Source organism: Pleurocapsa sp. CCALA 161 (genome assembly GCF_003003995.1).
Classification (GTDB): Bacteria; Cyanobacteriota; Cyanobacteriia; order Cyanobacteriales; family Xenococcaceae; genus Waterburya.
The window spans coordinates 23690-41874 of sequence record NZ_PVWF01000040.1 but is presented as its reverse complement, the minus strand read 5'-3'; the positions used below and the strand labels follow the sequence as shown (position 1 = coordinate 41874).

The 18185-nt window shown below is 40.1% G+C and carries 13 protein-coding genes and 1 tRNA gene; 6 read left to right on the top strand and 8 right to left on the bottom strand.

The window, feature by feature from the left end:
• Positions 1–293: 293 nt before the first annotated feature.
• A complete protein-coding gene (clpB, locus tag C7B62_RS11685; RefSeq protein ID WP_106236163.1) occupies positions 294–3038 on the top strand; it encodes an ATP-dependent chaperone ClpB in 2745 nt (914 codons plus the stop codon).
• 309 nt (positions 3039–3347) lie between these two features.
• Here the strand turns inward: clpB and C7B62_RS11680 are convergent, their stop codons facing one another.
• Complete coding sequence (locus tag C7B62_RS11680; protein ID WP_106236161.1) at positions 3348–4217, bottom strand: phosphodiester glycosidase family protein; 870 nt, start codon at positions 4215–4217, stop codon at positions 3348–3350.
• Positions 4218–4253: 36 nt separating this feature from the next.
• A complete protein-coding gene (locus C7B62_RS11675) occupies positions 4254–4493 on the bottom strand; it encodes a MarR family transcriptional regulator (RefSeq protein WP_106236159.1) in 240 nt (79 codons plus the stop codon).
• Between the two features lie 191 nt (positions 4494–4684).
• Between C7B62_RS11675 and ribD the strand changes: the two genes are divergently transcribed.
• Positions 4685–5779, top strand: a complete 1095-nt coding sequence (ribD, locus tag C7B62_RS11670) for a bifunctional diaminohydroxyphosphoribosylaminopyrimidine deaminase/5-amino-6-(5-phosphoribosylamino)uracil reductase RibD (protein ID WP_233219923.1) — start codon at positions 4685–4687, stop codon at positions 5777–5779.
• A 174-nt stretch (positions 5780–5953) separates the two neighbouring features.
• Here ribD and recA read toward each other — a convergent pair whose 3' ends face one another.
• The 3 genes from recA to C7B62_RS11655 all read right to left on the bottom strand — a co-directional run bounded on the left by recA (position 5954) and on the right by C7B62_RS11655 (position 11302).
• Complete coding sequence (gene recA / locus C7B62_RS11665; RefSeq protein ID WP_199194155.1) at positions 5954–7039, bottom strand: recombinase RecA; 1086 nt, start codon at positions 7037–7039, stop codon at positions 5954–5956.
• A 331-nt stretch (positions 7040–7370) separates the two neighbouring features.
• Positions 7371–10112 (bottom strand): cache domain-containing protein, encoded by a 2742-nt coding sequence (locus tag C7B62_RS11660; RefSeq protein ID WP_106236157.1) that lies wholly within the window; start codon positions 10110–10112, stop codon positions 7371–7373.
• 197 nt (positions 10113–10309) lie between these two features.
• Positions 10310–11302, bottom strand: a complete 993-nt coding sequence (locus C7B62_RS11655) for a Gfo/Idh/MocA family protein (RefSeq protein ID WP_106236155.1) — start codon at positions 11300–11302, stop codon at positions 10310–10312.
• A 381-nt stretch (positions 11303–11683) separates the two neighbouring features.
• Between C7B62_RS11655 and C7B62_RS11650 the strand changes: the two genes are divergently transcribed.
• Positions 11684–11977: a ferredoxin gene (locus C7B62_RS11650; RefSeq protein WP_106236152.1), complete on the top strand. Its 294-nt coding sequence runs from the start codon at positions 11684–11686 to the stop codon at positions 11975–11977.
• A 495-nt stretch (positions 11978–12472) separates the two neighbouring features.
• Here C7B62_RS11650 and C7B62_RS11645 read toward each other — a convergent pair whose 3' ends face one another.
• On the bottom strand, positions 12473–13510 hold the full coding sequence (locus tag C7B62_RS11645; protein ID WP_106236150.1) for a mevalonate kinase: 1038 nt from the start codon (positions 13508–13510) through the stop codon (positions 12473–12475).
• A 377-nt stretch (positions 13511–13887) separates the two neighbouring features.
• Between C7B62_RS11645 and C7B62_RS11640 the strand changes: the two genes are divergently transcribed.
• The 3 genes from C7B62_RS11640 (at position 13888) to C7B62_RS11630 (ending at position 16170) form a co-directional block, all read left to right on the top strand.
• Positions 13888–15417, top strand: a complete 1530-nt coding sequence (locus C7B62_RS11640; RefSeq protein WP_146132086.1) for a family 10 glycosylhydrolase — start codon at positions 13888–13890, stop codon at positions 15415–15417.
• Between the two features lie 51 nt (positions 15418–15468).
• A tRNA-Leu gene (locus tag C7B62_RS11635) sits at positions 15469–15550 on the top strand.
• A gap of 413 nt (positions 15551–15963) precedes the next feature.
• Positions 15964–16170, top strand: a complete 207-nt coding sequence (locus C7B62_RS11630; RefSeq protein WP_106236147.1) for an RNA-binding S4 domain-containing protein — start codon at positions 15964–15966, stop codon at positions 16168–16170.
• 131 nt (positions 16171–16301) lie between these two features.
• Here the strand turns inward: C7B62_RS11630 and C7B62_RS11625 are convergent, their stop codons facing one another.
• Together C7B62_RS11625 and thrC are read right to left on the bottom strand one after the other, a co-directional pair.
• Positions 16302–16577: a MoaD/ThiS family protein gene (locus C7B62_RS11625; RefSeq protein WP_106236145.1), complete on the bottom strand. Its 276-nt coding sequence runs from the start codon at positions 16575–16577 to the stop codon at positions 16302–16304.
• Positions 16578–16784: 207 nt separating this feature from the next.
• On the bottom strand, positions 16785–18083 hold the full coding sequence (thrC, locus tag C7B62_RS11620; RefSeq protein WP_106236143.1) for a threonine synthase: 1299 nt from the start codon (positions 18081–18083) through the stop codon (positions 16785–16787).
• Positions 18084–18185: the final 102 nt, after the last annotated feature.

The following is an 18185-nucleotide window of genomic DNA, read 5'->3' as shown; positions in this document are numbered from 1 at the left end:
ATACTCAGTATTTTTGCTTATTCTGAGTTTACATCTCAGCCTTTCTTTGTTTCTAATTTTTTCGTCGAACTCACGTTAAACAGGGCGTGCTAAATCTTAGATGCGTTTTCCCTGCTAGTTTGAAAACTCATGGTCTTTAATTGGGAGATAATACTAAAATTATGATAAAGGCATAAGATTATCTTCAATTGATGCTCCAGATAATTGCCCCATAAATGTTAGTGCTTGAAGCCTTGCTATACTGGGCATCATCAATTCAATTCTCAAATTTAACAACCCTATTTAGCTAAAATATGCAGCCTACCGACCAAAGTAAGTTTACGGAACAAGCCTGGGATGCAATCGTCAAATCTCAAGAAGTTGCCAAATTATTTCAAAATCAAAACTTAGAGGTAGAGCATTTAATTTTGGCAGCAATCGAACAAGAAGGTTTGGCGATCGCTATTTTGGATAAGGCAAATGTTGACTCGATTAGGCTCAAACAGCAGCTAGAGATGTTTACCAAGCGTCAGCCGAGGATTGGTTCAGCCCAGCTTTATTTAGGCCCAAGTTTAGATCGGATGCTCGATCGGGCGGAAGACTGTCGCGTTAGCTGGGGTGACAATTTTATTTCGATTGAGCATATCCTGATGGGATTTGCCGAAGATGCTCGCATTGGCAAGAAGTCTTTGCGCAGTTTTAATGTTGATGTGGAGAGTTTGGAACTGGCAATTAAATCAATTCGCGGTTCGCAAAAGGTAACCAAACAAAACCAAGAGGAACAGTATCAGGCTTTAGAGAAGTATGGACGAGATCTAACGGAACAGGCAAGAGCAGGTAAATTAGATCCTGTCATTGGTCGAGATGAAGAAGTCCGTCGCGTCATTCAGGTGCTTTCCCGTCGGCAGAAAAATAACCCTGTGTTAATTGGTGAGCCTGGAGTTGGTAAAACTGCGATCGCCGAAGGTTTAGCCCAGAGGATCGTTAATGGTGATGTGCCTGAATCTCTTAAGGATCGTCAGTTGATTTCTTTGGATATGGGTAGTTTAATTGCTGGGGCAAAATATCGCGGTGAGTTTGAAGAGCGTTTACGAGCGGTATTAAAAGAAGTTACTGAATCTAGTGGACAAATAGTTCTCTTTATTGATGAGGTGCATACCGTTGTAGGAGCAGGAGCAAAAGAAGGTTCAGGCTCAATGGATGCTGGAAATTTACTCAAGCCGATGCTGGCGCGGGGAGAATTGCGTTGTATTGGGGCAACTACCCTTGATGAATACCGTAAGAATATTGAAAAAGATCCTGCCTTAGAAAGACGTTTTCAGCAGGTGTACGTTAAGCAGCCTTCTGTGGAGGATACCATTTCTATCCTGCGGGGACTCAAAGAAAGATATGAAGTACACCACGGCGTAACCATTACTGATTCAGCCTTAGTTGCAGCAGCTACACTTTCTCAACGCTACATTAGCGATCGCTTTTTACCCGATAAGGCGATCGACCTAATTGATGAGGCAGCAGCCAAGTTGAAAATGGAGATTACTTCTAAACCCAGCGAATTAGAAGATGTAGATCGCCGTATTATGCAGCTAGAGATGGAAAAAGTCTCCCTCAGTGGGGAAAGTCAACGCTTAGGAGTGGCGATCGTAGATCGGGCATCTAAAGATCAATTAGGGAAAATTACGGCAGAAATCGAAACTTTAAAAAGTAAGCAAGAGAGTTTGTCTGCTCAGTGGCAATCTGAAAAGAACCTTTTAGATGAGATTAACGCCCTTAAGGAAGAAGAAGAGAAAACCCGTCTGGAATTAGATAAAGCTGAACGGGCTTTTGACCATGAAAAAGCAGCCCAATTAAAATATGGCAAGTTAGAAACCCTACAAAGAAATTTGGAGGCAAAAGAAACCAAGCTGATCGATCTACAATCTGAGGAAACTACTCTCTTAAGAGAACAGGTATCAGAATCTGATATTGCGGAAATTGTGGCTAATTGGACGGGAATACCGATGAATCGTCTCCTAGAATCGGAAAGACAAAAGTTACTCCAGCTAGAAGGACATTTGCATCAACGAGTAATTGGACAGCAAGAGCCTGTAGCAGCCGTATCCGCAGCGATTCGCATGGCAAGAGCAGGGATGAGCGATCCGAATAGACCAATTGGTTCATTTCTCTTTATGGGACCGACAGGAGTAGGTAAAACGGAATTAGCCAGAGCCTTGGCAGCATTTTTGTTTGATAGTGAAGATGCGATGGTGCGAATTGATATGTCCGAGTATATGGAGAAACACGCTGTATCTCGTTTGGTTGGTGCGCCTCCTGGGTATGTCGGATTTGAGGAAGGGGGACAGTTAACCGAAGCAGTACGTCGTCGTCCTTATTGTGTGGTGCTATTAGACGAAGTAGAAAAAGCTCACAAGGATGTTTTTAATATTTTGCTTCAGGTACTCGATGACGGTAGAATTACTGATTCTCAAGGGCGAGTAGTAGATTTTCGCAACGCCATTATTGTTATGACTAGTAATATTGGTAGCGAACACATCTTAAACGTTAAAGGAGATGATCAAGACTACGACAAAATTCAAAATCAGGTGACTCAAGCTCTAAGGGGTCATTTCCGTCCAGAGTTTTTGAACCGTATTGACGATCTGATTATTTTCCATGGCTTGAAGAAAGAAGAACTCAAAGAAATTGTCACGATTCAGATGAAAGGTATTCAACGCTTATTAAATGATCAGAAAATAAAGATCGAACTATCCCCCGCAGCTGAAGATCTAATTGTTACCATCGGTTACGATCCTGCTTATGGTGCGCGTCCTCTCAAAAGAGCGATCAGACGAGAATTACAAAATCCTATTGCCACGATGATCCTCGATAGTACCTTTACCCCAGGGGACAAAATTATTGTAGACTGCGTGGACGACAAGCTAGTCTTCAACAAAGAAGTTGCTTCTAAGCCTTTAGAATCAGCCAAACTGGAACAAGCCCAAGATAAAAAGCTGACTGAAAACAATCCAACATCGAAACCAAAATCTAAAGAAAAATCTAAAGTGGTTTCTTCGGAAATTTGATTTTAGGGTATAAATTTAGGTTCAATTAAGAATGCTGTAAAAAATGGGAAGTAACCCGATCGCCAAATTATTGTTACTCAAATCCAGCCCAGAAAATTGGCGATCGCCAAACCAATCACAATTCCTGCTGCACCGCCTAAAGTGGGAGGAATGAAGTACCAGTCTGACTTTTTAAGTTTGGTTGTCTGCATGATTTTTACTCTCTTAAATTCTTATAAGTCTGAATAGCTTTAGAGAAAACAAATTATGCAGAAAATTAAGCTGAAATCAGAATAACTAATACTTGTTACTTATTACTCGTTACTCAATCTAAGGTTTTATTACCGACAAAACAGATTTAATTGGTCTAATAATTTTCTTTCCTGCTTGGTCGACCCTGCCGTGAATAGCCCGACCATCATAGTAAAGCGAGGTGGAACTTCCGCCATCGAGATTCATTGCTTTAACTGCACCTAGACTAGACATCAGCGAAGCTAGTTCAGGAATTGAGATCCCTGAATTGAGAGGTTTTTTTGACTGCTGCGCCACCATCGCCAAAATCACGTCTTCGTTGTGGGTGATACCTACCGCACTTCTGGCATTTAAACTATCATTGCCGATCGCATCACGAATTTTTTCACCCTGTTGATAAGTAATAAAACCTTCCTTTACAGAAGTATTTTGGGGTAATAAACTAGGCCCTCCCCCTAAAGACTCAATTAAGGTACAATCGTTAGGTATGGGTGCAAAGTGTGGCTGAATATCATATTTCGTTGACCCACCACAGTTATAACGGCGAAACTCAGCACGATTAAAGATCTTGCTCAAATATTGTTTAAGATCGGGATTATCTACTAGTCTTTCATTAAACCGTGGATCTGCCACAATCTGCGATCGCTCAACTATAAAAGAAGTTGTCTTTTGATTGACAGGATCGAAATATCCGCCATTAATCGCTGCGACAATATGATCTTGGGCAAAGTCCGAGATGGGCTTTAGCTCTCCTGAAATAGCTGGACTAACTAGATAACCGCTGGTGTGGGGAATTGTGACTGTATGCAGAGTATATTGTGATCGCTCGATAGTTTGATAACTAAGTTGATTGTTAGCCACTGATTGAGCTGTTCCAGATTTGATGGCAATCAATAATCCTATACCTAAGCAAACAAAAGCTAAGATAATTTTTTTAGGCTGTTTCATGAAGAGGAGATGGTGATTAATATAATTATTTAATTATCAATTGATATTTTCACGAGGATAGTAAATCAAACCCACTCCCGCCTTGTTTTTGTGAGTAATGATGGCTTTATCGGCAATTAACTCCCGCAGATGAATTTGGATCATCGAGATAGGACGATTGACGATGCTTTTGATCTCTTTGATGGTTATTCCAGTTTTTCTAGCTTGTACTAGCTGTAATACCTGTTCTTGAGTACTCATGCCAGGACTAGCGCTAATAATCTTTATTTCAATCACGAAATCATTTTCCTGCGACCATATGAGTTAAGCAAAGGTCAAAAGTTGTTCAATTTTTATCCCAGGACAAAAATTAAGCAGCAGTACAAACCTATGGCTATCCACGCAGTTATATCCGCTATATTGGGTAATGGCGACCAAGAATATACGTAAATTGAAAAGTCTCTAGGTTAGTTTTGCGTAAAATTGCTATGACCGATAAACCTCTAATATCAGCTTTTGACCGTGAAATGATGCACAAATGTTTGCAGCTAGCTCAACGTGCAGCAGGACAAACATCTCCCAACCCTCTAGTCGGTTCAGTTGTAGTTAAGGATGGCGTAATTATTGGTTCGGGTTTTCATCCAGGAGTTGGACAACCCCATGCAGAAGTTTTTGCTTTGCAAGATGCACAAGACGCTCAAGGCGCGACGGTATATGTTAACTTAGAACCCTGTAATCATTATGGAAGAACTCCCCCCTGTTCAGATGCGCTAATTAGAGCGCAGGTAGCTAAGGTAGTTACGGGAATGGTAGATCCCGATCCCCGTGTTGCTGGGGGAGGAATTAAAAAACTACGGGATGCAGGAATTGAAGTGGTGGTTGGCGTAGAAGAAACTGCCTGTCGTCAATTAAATGAAGCTTTTGTTCATCGCATACTGCATCAACAACCCTTTGGTATTCTCAAATACGCTATGACCTTAGATGGCAAAATAGCCACTACTACTGGACATAGTGCTTGGGTGACAAGTAAAGCTTCTCGTCATTTAGTTCATCAGCTAAGAAGTACCTGTGATGCCGTAATCATTGGTGGCAATACGGTTCGTCAAGATAACCCTAGCTTAACCTCTCATGGTCTGAGCGAACATAACCCGCTGCGAGTTGTCATGAGTCGTAGTCTAGATCTACCCGCCGACTGCAATCTTTGGCAGGATCGTCTAGCGGAAACTCTTATCTTCACCGAAAACAATGATTCTCGACAACAGCAAATACTCCTCAGTAAGAAAACAAATATTATTACTGTTGCTGCACTTACTCCGAAAACAGTCATGGAACACCTATATCAAAGAGGAATATCCAAAGTTCTTTGGGAATGTGGCGGTAGATTAGCAGCTAAAGCGATCGCTGATGGTACAATTCAAAAAGTAATGACGTTTATCGCTCCTAAAATCATCGGTGGTACAGACGCACCATCTCCCGTCGGTGATTTGGGTTTGAATCTAATGACGGAAGCATTGCCCTTAAAACAAATTACAACTAAAGTAATTGATTCAGATATTTTAATTGAAGGATATTTAGAATCGTAATCTGAAGCAATGTAATGTTTATTACAAACTACAAACTTTTGGCGTTGCTGGATCGAGGTATGATTTCAACTTCTGAACCAATTAACTGAAAAGCTAATAGCTTTAATAAATCAAGGCGATCGCTCTATAAAAAACAATCGCCTTGATTTATTAATTTAAATGTAAGATCAGCGACTATTCTTCTTCAGAATGATCATCATCAAAGGTTTGAGGAGATGTGCCAATAGTTTTTCCTTCCTTCATGTCCGCCCTGACTTTCGCCTCTATTTCCGCTGCTACCTCAGGATTTTCTTGCAGATAATTAATTGTATTATCTCGACCTTGACCAACATTCTCGCCCTTGTAGCTATACCAAGCACCCTTGCGGATGACGATTTCTAAGTCTTCTGCTAGATCTAGCAAACAGCCAATAGTAGAAATCCCTTGACCAAAAATAATGTCAAATTCAGCAATACGGAAAGGAGGTGCAACCTTATTTTTGGCAACCTTGACTTTGGCACGAATCCCATACATCCCTTCATTGCCTTTTTTGAGAGTTTGTATGCGACGAATATCTAAACGCACCGAGCAATAAAACTTGAGGGCGTTACCACCAGTAGTTACTTCGGGACTACCATAACTAATCCCAATCTTTTGCCGTAGCTGATTGAGAAAAATTACCGTAGCTCCCGATTTACCGATATTCCCCGCAATCTTTCTCAGGGCTTTACTCATCAAACGAGCCTGTAAGCCGACTTGATTATCTCCCATTTCTCCCTCAATCTCAGCGCGGGGAGTTAAGGCAGCAACCGAGTCTACCACCACTAAGTCTACTGCGGCCGATCGCACTAGCTGATCGACGATTTCTAACCCTGATTCACCGTTATCTGGCTGCGCTACTAATAAATTCTCAATATCTACTCCCAATGCTGCTGAATAGGTGGGATCTAAAGCGTGTTCAGCATCGACAAAGGCAGCTACTCCTCCTGCTTTTTGGGTTTCGGCGATCGCATGGAGAGCAAGAGTAGTTTTCCCTGAACTTTCAGGTCCATATATTTCAATGATTCTGCCTTTGGGTAATCCACCTCCTAGGGCAACATCAAGGGTTAATGCTCCGCTAGGAATAGTTTCTACCCTCATTTGGGCAGCATCGCCCAAACGCATAATTGCACCCTTACCAAAATTGCGCTCAATCTGTTTTAAAACTAAGCTGAGAGCTTTATCTTTATCTGAATTGCTAGTACTGGTAGAAGTATTTGAAGTATTTGCGCGACTTGCCATGAATGCCTCAATTGATGATTAATAGAGTAGAAAATAGTTTAAATAGTTTAAAACATGGGTTGAGCAATTAGTTTCGATTCTAGCGCTCTATATTTCAGCCTCATTTATCGAGAGTTTAATCGTTAATTGGTCAGAAATAAGGCTGCTATCAATTACTACAAAATTTTTTGCTGACTATATTTCTATTTTCTCAACCGTTGATAAAAAAGTCAACAAGAAAAAGCTTGTCTATCTTTAAGAGTAACTAATAAAAGCAACATCGATAATGTTAAACAGCATTGATAATAGTGAATTCTCAATTTTCTTAAGATTTGTTGAAGGTTTGAGCAGGTTAAGCTCGATCTAACTTGAGAAAATCAAGCACATTTTTAAGATCCTTAGCAGTAAGAGCGGTCTTTTCCAATGAATTAACAGTGCGATCGCTCAAGGCGTAGATAGATTGAGAAGTTTGATTTAATTCAGACTTTAGATTGCTAACAGTAAGAGCAGTTTTAATTTGAGTATTAGCTGTATGAGCTACTGAAAATAGATGTCGTTGAGCAGTTTTAGATATTTGTAAGATCTGTTCTAAGTTTTTACTAGCATTGGCTACGATATCTTTTTCTTGTTGAAGAATACTGCTACTGTTAGCATAATCTTGTAAAACTCCCGAAATTTCGCTATCGATAGAGCGTACCAAACCTTCTAACTCTCTAGTCGCGGCGATCGACTGCTGAATAGATTCAATCTCTTCTTGTAGACCAAACATAGTCTCACCTAGTTGGGGAATTCGCTTACCTAGTTTACTAGCCAATAGACTAGCTCGTAAATTTATCTTACGAATAGAGTCAATGACTCGAGTCATTTTTTGAGAAGCACTATTAAGATGATGAACTTTCTCCGTATTGTTACGCAAATAGACTTTCAGTTCTGACATAAAAGTAACTGCTTGGGCAAAGTTTGCCTGTTCAGACTCAACATTACTCACAACCGAACTAATTGCCTCGGAGGCTAGTTCTGCCTGGGAGGATACTTCCGCCGTTGAATTTAATATTTGCTCGATTAAAATAAAAGTTAATTTTAGCTGATTAGCCTGTTGCCACAAATTGTCTTGCAACTTCGCTAAATCTTGTTTGTTTGTGCTTAACTGGGTATTAATTTTTGTAGCGGGTGTTTTTACCTGAATTAGAGTCTGTCGAACACTCTTAACCATGGTGTTTACAGATTTAACCAGCTCACTTCCTTGCCCAAGACTGTCTAAATTTATGGACAAATTACCATGAGTCATTTGCTCGATACTGCTTGCCACTTGGGCAACATTTTTCTTAAAATCAATTTTGTGATGATTTTCGTGTCTTTGATAAAAGTATGCGCTAAGTACCGTCGCCAACTGAGCTGTAATTTGCTGTAAATAATCTATGTCTGACTGTTTCCAAACTCGATTGCGATCGCATTGATGGACAATTAATAGACCCACTAGTTCTGATTCATCAGTAGCTTGTCTATCTAAGACGACAGGCAAAATCAAGCCAGCTTTTACTTGATAAATTTTTAATTGCTGGAGATGGTATTCATTTAAATGGGCATGTTTAAGAGCCGAGAAAGCTTGTATTCCACCACCTTGAAATTTTTGCAGCTCTTCTTGCTCAAAGCAGAAATTGTCCAACTGAATGCCCAAAGTACGAGGAAAATCTAAAGCTACAGATTCAGCAATGATCTTTCCTCCCCATTGACGGTCAAATTGACAAAAAATTACGCGATCTGTAACAATTTTGTGTCTAACTGTAGCCAGAAATAAACCTAGAGGTAGTTGCAATTCTCTTGTAGAGCGAGCTTGAGATATATTAGCAATGAGTTCAGCACTTTGAGTTAGATCTTTTTTATCCTGCACAGCCAGATTTAGCTGTTCTGCCATTTCGTCAAGCCTAGCGCCTAAAACAGATAGTTCATCTTGACCTTTAAGTTTGACTCTAGTGTCTAGCTTACCTTGTTTCCATCTTTCCACCGCAGCATTAAGAGTAGATAAGGGCTGTAATAAACGGTTAGCCAGCAAACCAGCAAGAGAACTGACTAACAAGGCAGTTCCCATAGTTCCCCCCAAAAAAATCCAGCGCAAGGGCTGGAGCGATGCCAAGGCAACATCTTTATCTAGAGCGATCGCCGTTCCTAAATTGAGCTGAGGATTCGCTGTACCTACCTTAACTGGTGTGTAATCTACCAACTGCTTTGTCCCTGTTGACTGAGGGTTATCACCTGAAACTGTTGCCATTTGCTTAGCAGCGTGAGCTGCTTGAACTTCTGGGTAATATTTGGCTAGAGGTTGGTTAACCAAGTTTTCTACAGCACTAGCAACAACAGTATTTTGTGTGTTAATTAGAAGCCACTGCTCATTTTCCGCAGTCAATTGCCCAAATATAGGTTCAATTTGCTCGCCAGGAATTCTAAAGTACATTACGCCAATCACTTCATCTGTCCAGCCGTTTTTCACGGGAACAGCAAACTCCATTTGCAGCTCACCAGATAGAGGAGATATGCTAATTTCGTTCACGACTGCTTGTTTTATAGCGATCGCCTTTTGGATATATGGGCGGTTGCTTAAGTTGTTGACGAGAGGAAATTCTGATTGACTTTGAAATAAAGGATTACCTTGAAGATCTAGATAGGCAATATTGTCATAAAACTTGTTTTGATTTTGAAAAGCGTTTAAGGCAGCTTTTTTTTGACTGACAGTTACCCGCTCAATCACATTGGGATTGGTAAAAATTGTGCTGCTGGCAAAACTGGTGACTTCATTTTTGCGAGAGACTATGTATTCTTCTAGCATAGTTGCTAGCTGATTAGTATGAGCTTGTTGTGTCAGTTTAACCTGACGGGTAACGTGGGTTGTTGTAACTTGGTAGGCGATCGCGCCAATAACCATCACGGGAATTACGCCTAAAGCGATCGCCGTCAGCATGATTTTGGCTTTTAAACCTAATTTTGAAGCTGGTTCGGGAGGTTTATCTGGTGGCGGAATCAGCAGAGATGGGGGTAATGCTGGTTGACGCTCAATTTCGCAATCTGATGATTGATTAGCAGGATTTAGATAAACCATTAATTTGATGCAGTTGTTAAATAATAACTATCAAAATAAAACCTAAAGTTCATCGTCTGGGGTTAAAACCAGTCATTTTAGGATTAAAACCAGAAATTTTAGAGGTTTTAAGCTGTTTAGTAGATCACTTGCTATATTACTTAAAATCAGCTCAAAATAAACAATTAATTAGAAAAATTCAATTATGTTATTTGTTATTATTGATCTAGATAAACTGTTTGTTTAATATAGTCAGATTTCTGAGCAGCATTTGCCACCTTTAAAGCATAAAGACTAGCTTGAGCTTGAATATAAAGGGGTTGCCGTTTAAATAAATAATCTAAAACCATCGTTGTATCTTGGGCAAATAAACCACGACGAGGGCTAACAGGAATTTCTTGCTCGTTATTTCCTTTAATTAACATCCCCTTTTCCCCGACAAAAACAATTTTTCCTGTTGCACCATAAATTTCCATCGTGCGATCGCTTTGCCAAAAAACATCTCCTTTGCCATAGGTAATATCTGCCTTAACGCCACTGTCAAAAGTTAGTTGAGCCTGGCAAAAACAGGCGGTAAAATAATCTAGATCAGATAAATTCCAATAGCGATTATCACAGCTAACTTTTTCGACAGTGCCAAATAGATCAGTTAAGCGATGAATTCTCGATAGTGCTGCGCTAAGGGGAAAGCCAAACTGTTGCCGATGATATTTCCAGCTTTGTTTGACATTATGTTGAGAACTAATAGTAGTGTAACGTGCATAAAAGACTTGCCCAACTTGTGGTAAGTATTGCTTAAGAGCCTGGTGTAAACCACCAATTATCTCAATATGCTCTATATGCAGGAGCTTTTGTTTGGCTGCTGCTAATTCAATTACCTCTTGGGCAATTTCAACTTCTAACGCTAAAGGATACTCAACTACGACATGCTTTCCCGCTAAAATTGCCGCTTTGGCGATCGCACCACACCCTTGATTAATCGTACAGATAAAAATTAAATCAAGCTCAGGTAAATTGACTAATTCACTCCAGGAATCAACTGCTTGAACAGCATATCTTTGACAAAATTCTGGTAACTGTACAGCACTGTTTCCCGTTACTACCAACAATTCTGTACGCGGATCGGATTTAATAGCCTCTGCTCGTTTGCTGGCTGCATATCCCGTGCCGACAATACCCACCTTGAGCAAAACTGAATTTGTATTGTTCATAAGTTATCAAAAAATATTTAATTTACTCTAAGAACAAATCATCAATTATAGGTATAACTATAATTAATAATTATTTTTCGCCCAACTATCCCCCCTGTAATTGTGGTTTTAATATTTAAATTGTCCTATCAATACGTTGTTATGGACGACACAAAGTATTTTTTAAATCAGCTTGATTGGGCTTAGATTAAATATAAGTAAAACTTATTTTAGGATGAATTACAAATCTCATTACTAATGCCCGATCAATAATCAGTACTTTTCCCTTAGTATCAAAAATGATGCTGGATGGTTAAGAAAAATACGCTCAATTTAACAGAGCAGATGAATCTTCTATTAGCAGTAATTAATATCTCACCTTATATAAAGAGGAAAACTTACATGGCTACTTATAACGTTACTTTGAAAATGCCTGATGGCGAACAAACCATCGAAGTACCTGATGATGAGTACATTCTTGACGTTGCTGAAGAGCAAGGTTTAGATTTGCCCTACTCCTGTCGTGCTGGTGCTTGTTCTACTTGTGCAGGTAAGCTTGAGTCTGGTACTGTAGACCAATCCGATCAGTCTTTTCTTGATGACGATCAAATTGAAGCTGGATACGTTCTTACTTGTGTTGCTTATCCTAGCTCTGATTGCACGATCACTACTCATCAAGAAGAAGAGCTTTACTAAGAAATTAAAGCTTTTTTCAAGGCGTTCTATGATTAGAACGTCTTTGCCGATTTGGTTTTTAGATAATTTGCAGTATAGTCTTGAGTTATTAAATTTCTGATGCTGTGATTTGCTGAAGTTTATCTTTATCTTTCTGGGGCTAATTGTCTAACTTCTCGTTCCAAAAAGAAGTTGATATTTGTTCTGATTTCTGAAATTGCTGTTAGTTTGCCCACATAATTTTAGGCTGATATAGCCGCGCAACATTAAGTTAGGACATATTAAAGTTAATATGCTCGTAAGTAACCTGAGTTCGGGATTAGCTCAAATCCTTATTTTGAAGGTATTTAAAAAATACTATTTTCCGTTCTTCTTTCATAGTAGAGTTGCATCCAAACTATCTCAAAAGCTAATAGCTCTAAGCTATCTCCACCAATTAATCTGCTTAACCCGAACTCAAGGTTAAGTAATAAGTAACGAGTAATGATTGTCCTCACACAAGTGGGTATCGCTTCGCTATATTTGCTTGAGAATATTCAGTTGGTAACATTGCATCTGCGGAAAATTTCTGGTGATTAAAGCGATCGCCTTTAACTGACTATTGCGATCTAGAGCAATCAGTTGTGCTGTCCCATCTCCTTGCGAACCAACGCCTTTACCTCCACATATATATGGCTGTAGTGATGAATGATTAAGTAGCTGATGCAGTATAGGTGCATTTAACTGTTCAGGACAAGCAGGAGCAACATAGCGATCAAATTCTGCTTGAGCTTGATTCATCAAAGCGCCAATAGACTCAGCATTACCTTGTTGTAGGGCAGTAACAGCTTGTTTGACTAATGCTCGGTTAATCTTACCAAGATATTTTTGTACCTGAACCGCAATGGAATTATCTGCTTGGGGATAACAACGATTTAGTTGAGCGAGAATCTTTTGAGTGTTTTTTGCCCCTGCCAAATCAACAATAATTAAATGCAAATTTTGTCCGACGGTTAATGGTTGCGTGGTATAGCGATCGCCATCAAAGGTCATTAGGATCGGTTGCTTTCCGTAGGCACAACCTTGATCTAGTCTACCACAATGGCTAGGAGTAGTTCTTTCTCCCCAATAGGCCAGTTCCATCTCTTCAGCGATACTTAAGCCCAGATCGTAAAGTAGATTAAATGCTCTGGCGACTAAAACACAAATTGCTGCGCTGGAAGATAAGCCTTTTTGCAAGGGTAAATCCATTTTATAGTTATTAATCGCCAAACCACCAACTTGATAACGAATTAACGCCTGGTAAGCTACACCCGCCACATAGCTATAGAAACTTTCCGTCTGCGCCATGGCTAACAAAAGTTCTTTGTCCATAGCTAATTCTAACATTTGAGCAGAATGCAGGGTTTGCAAAACCAAAAGAGGACTCTGGTTGACCTGGGCATAAATACCCTGATTTGTCCCTACCACTACAGCAGATCCAGGCTCAATGTGAGGATTAACCTGCCGATATTCCCCTGCCCAATCACTATGCTCTCCAAAGAGACAAAGCCGACCAGAAACAAAAACGTCCATAGGTTAAAAATTGAATATTTAGCTTCAAGATTTGCAGTAGTACTTTAGTATTCTAATCATAAATTTTTAATTAACCTTGCTAGAATGTTGTTTCTCAACTTTAAACTATGAAATAGCTAAACCGCGTTCATTTTGAGTGTGGGGTGTGCTGAATCGCATTCAGCTTACACAACCACACTGTTGAAACTCATAGTTCTTTAGCTAATTATTTTAGGGAAAAGGAAAAGGGACAAGGGTTTATATCGCTTAGTTCGATGTAAACACCCCATAGCTTAGTGAAAAAATAAATCACCTTGAATTCCAGTTTTCAAGTCAAGGGCGCGATCTGATCTATTTAGACATTCTATATTTTTATATTTAATTTTATCCACCTACTTATGTACGATCAAAGACTAGTTCCTCCAGCGATCAAGATTAGATTCCTCCAGCTAAATCATGTATTTCCTAAGACTAATATGAAGATTCTGACAGCTTTAAGCGCTACCCTGCTCAGTTGCTCTAGTTTGTTAGTAGCAACCCCCGCTAAAGCTGCTATCGGTCCTTATTGTCAGTTTGCCCCAGAGGAAGTTGCAGCCAAAGAAAAGCTACTTGAGGCATCAATAAGCAATGACCAAGTCAAACCAGAATATACGGCGATCGTCCAGAAACATCGACAAATGCTCGAGATTTGTCGCAGTCAAACTTGGCCCGAAGAACAGGCTATTTGGTTACGCCTTTACCCCTGCGATGTTAATCCTGGTTCTTTAGATTACGTTTTAGATCGCATTGTCAATCTAGGCTACAACAGAATACATCTAGAAGTCTTTTACGACAGCCAAGTACTGTTACCTCCTGGGGACAATCCAACTCCCTGGACACCAGTAGTGCGATCGCCTGATGGAGATCAAATCGATTTATTACAGCAGGCGATCGACAGAGCGCATCAACGAGGTTTAAAAGTCTACGCTTGGCTATTTACAATGAATTTTGGCTATACCTATGCTCAACGACCCGATCGCCAAGAAGCATTAGCCCGTAACGCTACTGGCAAAAATAGCCTCAGCTACGTCGATGATCGCGCTCAAGCCTTTATCGATCCTTATTCTTCCCAAGCACAAACAGATTACAATAATTTGCTCCAGGCTGTACTTAAAAGACAGCCAGATGGCGTTTTATTTGATTATGTGCGTTATCCTCGTGGCGTTGCTGGACATTCTTTGGTTAACAACGTCAAAGATTTATGGATTTATGGCAAATCGTCTCTCAATGCTTTATATGCTCGAGCAAGCAATCAAAAAGGATTGGCTTTAATCAAGAAATTTGTTGAGACGGGAAATTTATCTACTCGCGATCTGGAATTCATTGATCGGCAGTACCCTAAAGAAACCCAAGCTAAGTGGCAGGGTAGCCCTTCTGAGTCCAACTCTAAAGCTACTGCATCATCTCGCCAAAATAAGCTCAACCGAGATTTATGGTTCTTATCCGTTGCCCATGCTGCTCAAGGCGTGATTGATTTTCTCTCCTCAGCAGCCCAAACAGCAGAAGATCGAGGGCTAAAGGCTGGAGCAGTATTTTTCCCCGAAGCTAATCGTCTTGTCGGTGCGCAAGGCTTTGATTCTCGTCTTCAGGCTTGGGATAAATTTCCCCCAGATTTAGAGTGGCATCCAATGGCTTATGGTATCTGTGAAGACCAAACTAACTGTATTACCGAGCAAGTGAAAAAAGTGTTAAACACATCACCCACAACCAATGTTATTCCTGCCTTGGCTGGTGCTTGGGGTAAGGAATACCGAAATCATCTACCTTTAGAAACCCAGATTGAAGCTCTACGTAAAGCAACTCCTGAAGTAAATTCCATGAGTCACTTTAGTTATGCTTGGCAAGAGCCAGATCGAGATCGTCTGCGACAATCCTGCCATCGTTTCTAAAATGTTGGATTTATGATTAATATCTGTTATGATGATAAACGTTGCATACTTGCGGATGTGGCGGAATTGGTAGACGCACTAGATTTAGGTTCTAGCGTTTTCGGACGTGAAGGTTCAAGTCCTTTCATCCGCACCTCGCTTCAAAAATGTTACCAAATTAAGGCATTTTTAAATAAATAACAGTATCCAACATCTACATCTAAGCTCAATATTTTGCGTAGATAATTATCAGTGAAATCATTACTTATTCAGCAACGCTAAATAGTACTGTCACTTTAAATGGCATCAAAAGCGATCGCTTTTGATGCCATTGGATTAGGAGTTTTAGAAAAAACTATCTAGGAATATTTTTCTTAACTACTCCTAAACAACAGCGTCGTCGAGGTTACGCAACTCAATTAATGGCAGCCATGACAAACTGAGGACGCAATCGAGGGGCAACTAAGGTTTATCTTCAGGTAGAAACCGCCAATCAAGCAGAGGAATAAACCTAGACAATAAGCTAGGATTTACTGAAGCCTATCAGTATTTTTACCGTATCAAGCCATGAAGGATTTAACGTTAACACCACATATTAAGCTCGACCAGTTTCTTAAATGGCAGGGAATTGCCCAAACTGGCGGAGAAGCAAAAATTATCATTAAACAAGGAATAGTTATGGTAAACGAAGAAACAGAGTTGAGACGAGGACGTAAACTAGTTACAGGCGATCGCGTTACCGTTGCTGGAACAACTCATCGAGTAGAACTTTAATTAAATTATATTGGCGATCGCTATATTAATTAATAAACTCCAGTTTATTTTGCCACTCTAGAAAAAAAGAGACTAGCTTAGTTGCTAGTCTCCGCTCTACTTACTGTTACGAAATCTATAAATCTGTTGGATTAACCCCCAGCAACAGCAGGAACGATGCTTACTTCATCACCATCACTTAGTGCTGTATTTGTACCTTCAAGAAACCGAATATCTTCGCTGTTGACGTAAAGATTTAAGAAACGACGGGGTTGACCACTCTCATCACAAATACGAGCTTTAATACCTGGACAGTTTTTCTCCAAAGCATCGATAAGTTGGTCAATATTTCCACCATCACACTCGATAGTTGCCTGATTGTTAGTAAACTTTTGCAGCGGAGTTGGGACTAATACTTTAACAGTCATGATCGATTGAAAAATAAATGAATGATGTAACAAGAGTTAATGGAAACGACTAGTGCTTTGTCAATTAATTAATGATTGGTGAGCAAGCTTGGAGTAATGAGTAATGAGTGGAGTAATGAATAATGAGTTTTTTATCTACTACCTACTACCTACTACCTACTACCTACTACCTAACCTCAACCCATCAATTTAATATTTGACAGACTACTAGATACTAGCTTGCTGCCACTCCAGACGCTCTAGAGTACGTGAACGCTCTAGCGCACGCTCAAAGCTATCTAGTTTTGGTTCGATGGTTAAAGGCTCACCGATGTATCCTTGTACTGCTTCTTGGGTTTTTAAACCGTTACCTGTGATATAAACAACTGTTTTCTCATCAGGGTTAATTTTACCAGCTTCTACTAGTTTTTTCAGGACGGCAATAGTTGTACCACCAGCAGTTTCAGTAAAAATACCTTCTGTTTCTGCTAATAACTTCATACCTTCGATAATTTCCGCATCAGTGACGCTTTCGATATTACCGTTGGTTTTACGCGCGATATCTAGGGCATAGTATCCATCAGCAGGATTACCGATCGCAATCGATTTAGCGATGGTGTTAGGCTTAACAGGTGTAACAAAATCTCTGCCTTCTTTAAATGCTTGAGCGATGGGGGAACAACCTTCTGCCTGTGCGCCACTAAAGCGAACGGTTTTATCTTCTACTAAACCCACTTTGACAAATTCGTTGAAGCCTTTATAAATTTTGGTAAATAGAGAACCAGAGGCTAAAGGTGCCACGATGTGATCGGGTAATTCCCAGCCTAATTGTTCTGCTACTTCGTAACCTAGAGTTTTAGAACCTTCAGAATAGTAGGGACGAAGATTAATGTTGACAAAACCCCAACCGTAGCTGTTACCTACTTCAGAACAAAGACGGTTTACCTGGTCATAGTTACCTTTAACTGCCATCACTGTAGGGTTGTAAATCAGAGTACCCATGATTTTTCCTGCTTCTAAGTCCGCAGGAATAAACACGCAGCAGTCCATACCTGCATGAGCAGCGATCGCTGCGGTAGAATTGGCTAAGTTACCAGTACTTGCACAAGAAACCGTAGAAAAGCCTAGTTCTCTAGCACGAGTTAAAGCTACAGACACTACCCTGTCTTTAAAGCTAAGAGTAGGCATGTTGACTGCATCGTTTTTGATGTAAAGATTTTTTAGACCCAGACGACGAGCTAAACGATTGGACTTGACCAAAGGAGTCATGCCTGTACCAACATCAATGGGATTTTCACTTTCTACGGGTAAAAATGCTTTGTAGCGCCAAATTGAATTAGGACCAGCGGCAATGGTTTCGCGGCTAACCTGGCGACGAATTTCATCATAATCGTAAGCAACTTCTAGGGGAGAAAAAGTTTCTTCGCATACGTTAAGTGCTTCTAATGGATACTTAATGCCACCTTCTTTTGATACTAAATGGGTGAAAGTGCGTCCTGTGGAGGTTTTGATGGGTGTCTGGGTCATGATTTAACATTTATATTCGTCAACAGTTATTGAATGCTATCACGAGTAAAAACCACTAGTCAAACATACCCGATAATTTTAGTCGGGATTAATTACCAGAAA

Coding starts and splice junctions, on each gene's coding strand:
- clpB (WP_106236163.1), top strand. CDS start 294: ATGCAGCCTACCGACCAAAGTAAGTTTACGGAACAAGCCTGGGATGCA.
- C7B62_RS11680 (WP_106236161.1), bottom strand. CDS start 4,217: ATGAAACAGCCTAAAAAAATTATCTTAGCTTTTGTTTGCTTAGGTATA.
- ribD (WP_233219923.1), top strand. CDS start 4,685: ATGACCGATAAACCTCTAATATCAGCTTTTGACCGTGAAATGATGCAC.
- recA (WP_199194155.1), bottom strand. CDS start 7,039: ATGGCAAGTCGCGCAAATACTTCAAATACTTCTACCAGTACTAGCAAT.
- C7B62_RS11660 (WP_106236157.1), bottom strand. CDS start 10,112: ATGGTTTATCTAAATCCTGCTAATCAATCATCAGATTGCGAAATTGAG.
- C7B62_RS11655 (WP_106236155.1), bottom strand. CDS start 11,302: ATGAACAATACAAATTCAGTTTTGCTCAAGGTGGGTATTGTCGGCACG.
- C7B62_RS11650 (WP_106236152.1), top strand. CDS start 11,684: ATGGCTACTTATAACGTTACTTTGAAAATGCCTGATGGCGAACAAACC.
- C7B62_RS11645 (WP_106236150.1), bottom strand. CDS start 13,510: ATGGACGTTTTTGTTTCTGGTCGGCTTTGTCTCTTTGGAGAGCATAGT.
- C7B62_RS11640 (WP_146132086.1), top strand. CDS start 13,888: ATGTACGATCAAAGACTAGTTCCTCCAGCGATCAAGATTAGATTCCTC.
- C7B62_RS11630 (WP_106236147.1), top strand. CDS start 15,964: ATGAAGGATTTAACGTTAACACCACATATTAAGCTCGACCAGTTTCTT.
- C7B62_RS11625 (WP_106236145.1), bottom strand. CDS start 16,577: ATGACTGTTAAAGTATTAGTCCCAACTCCGCTGCAAAAGTTTACTAAC.
- thrC (WP_106236143.1), bottom strand. CDS start 18,083: ATGACCCAGACACCCATCAAAACCTCCACAGGACGCACTTTCACCCAT.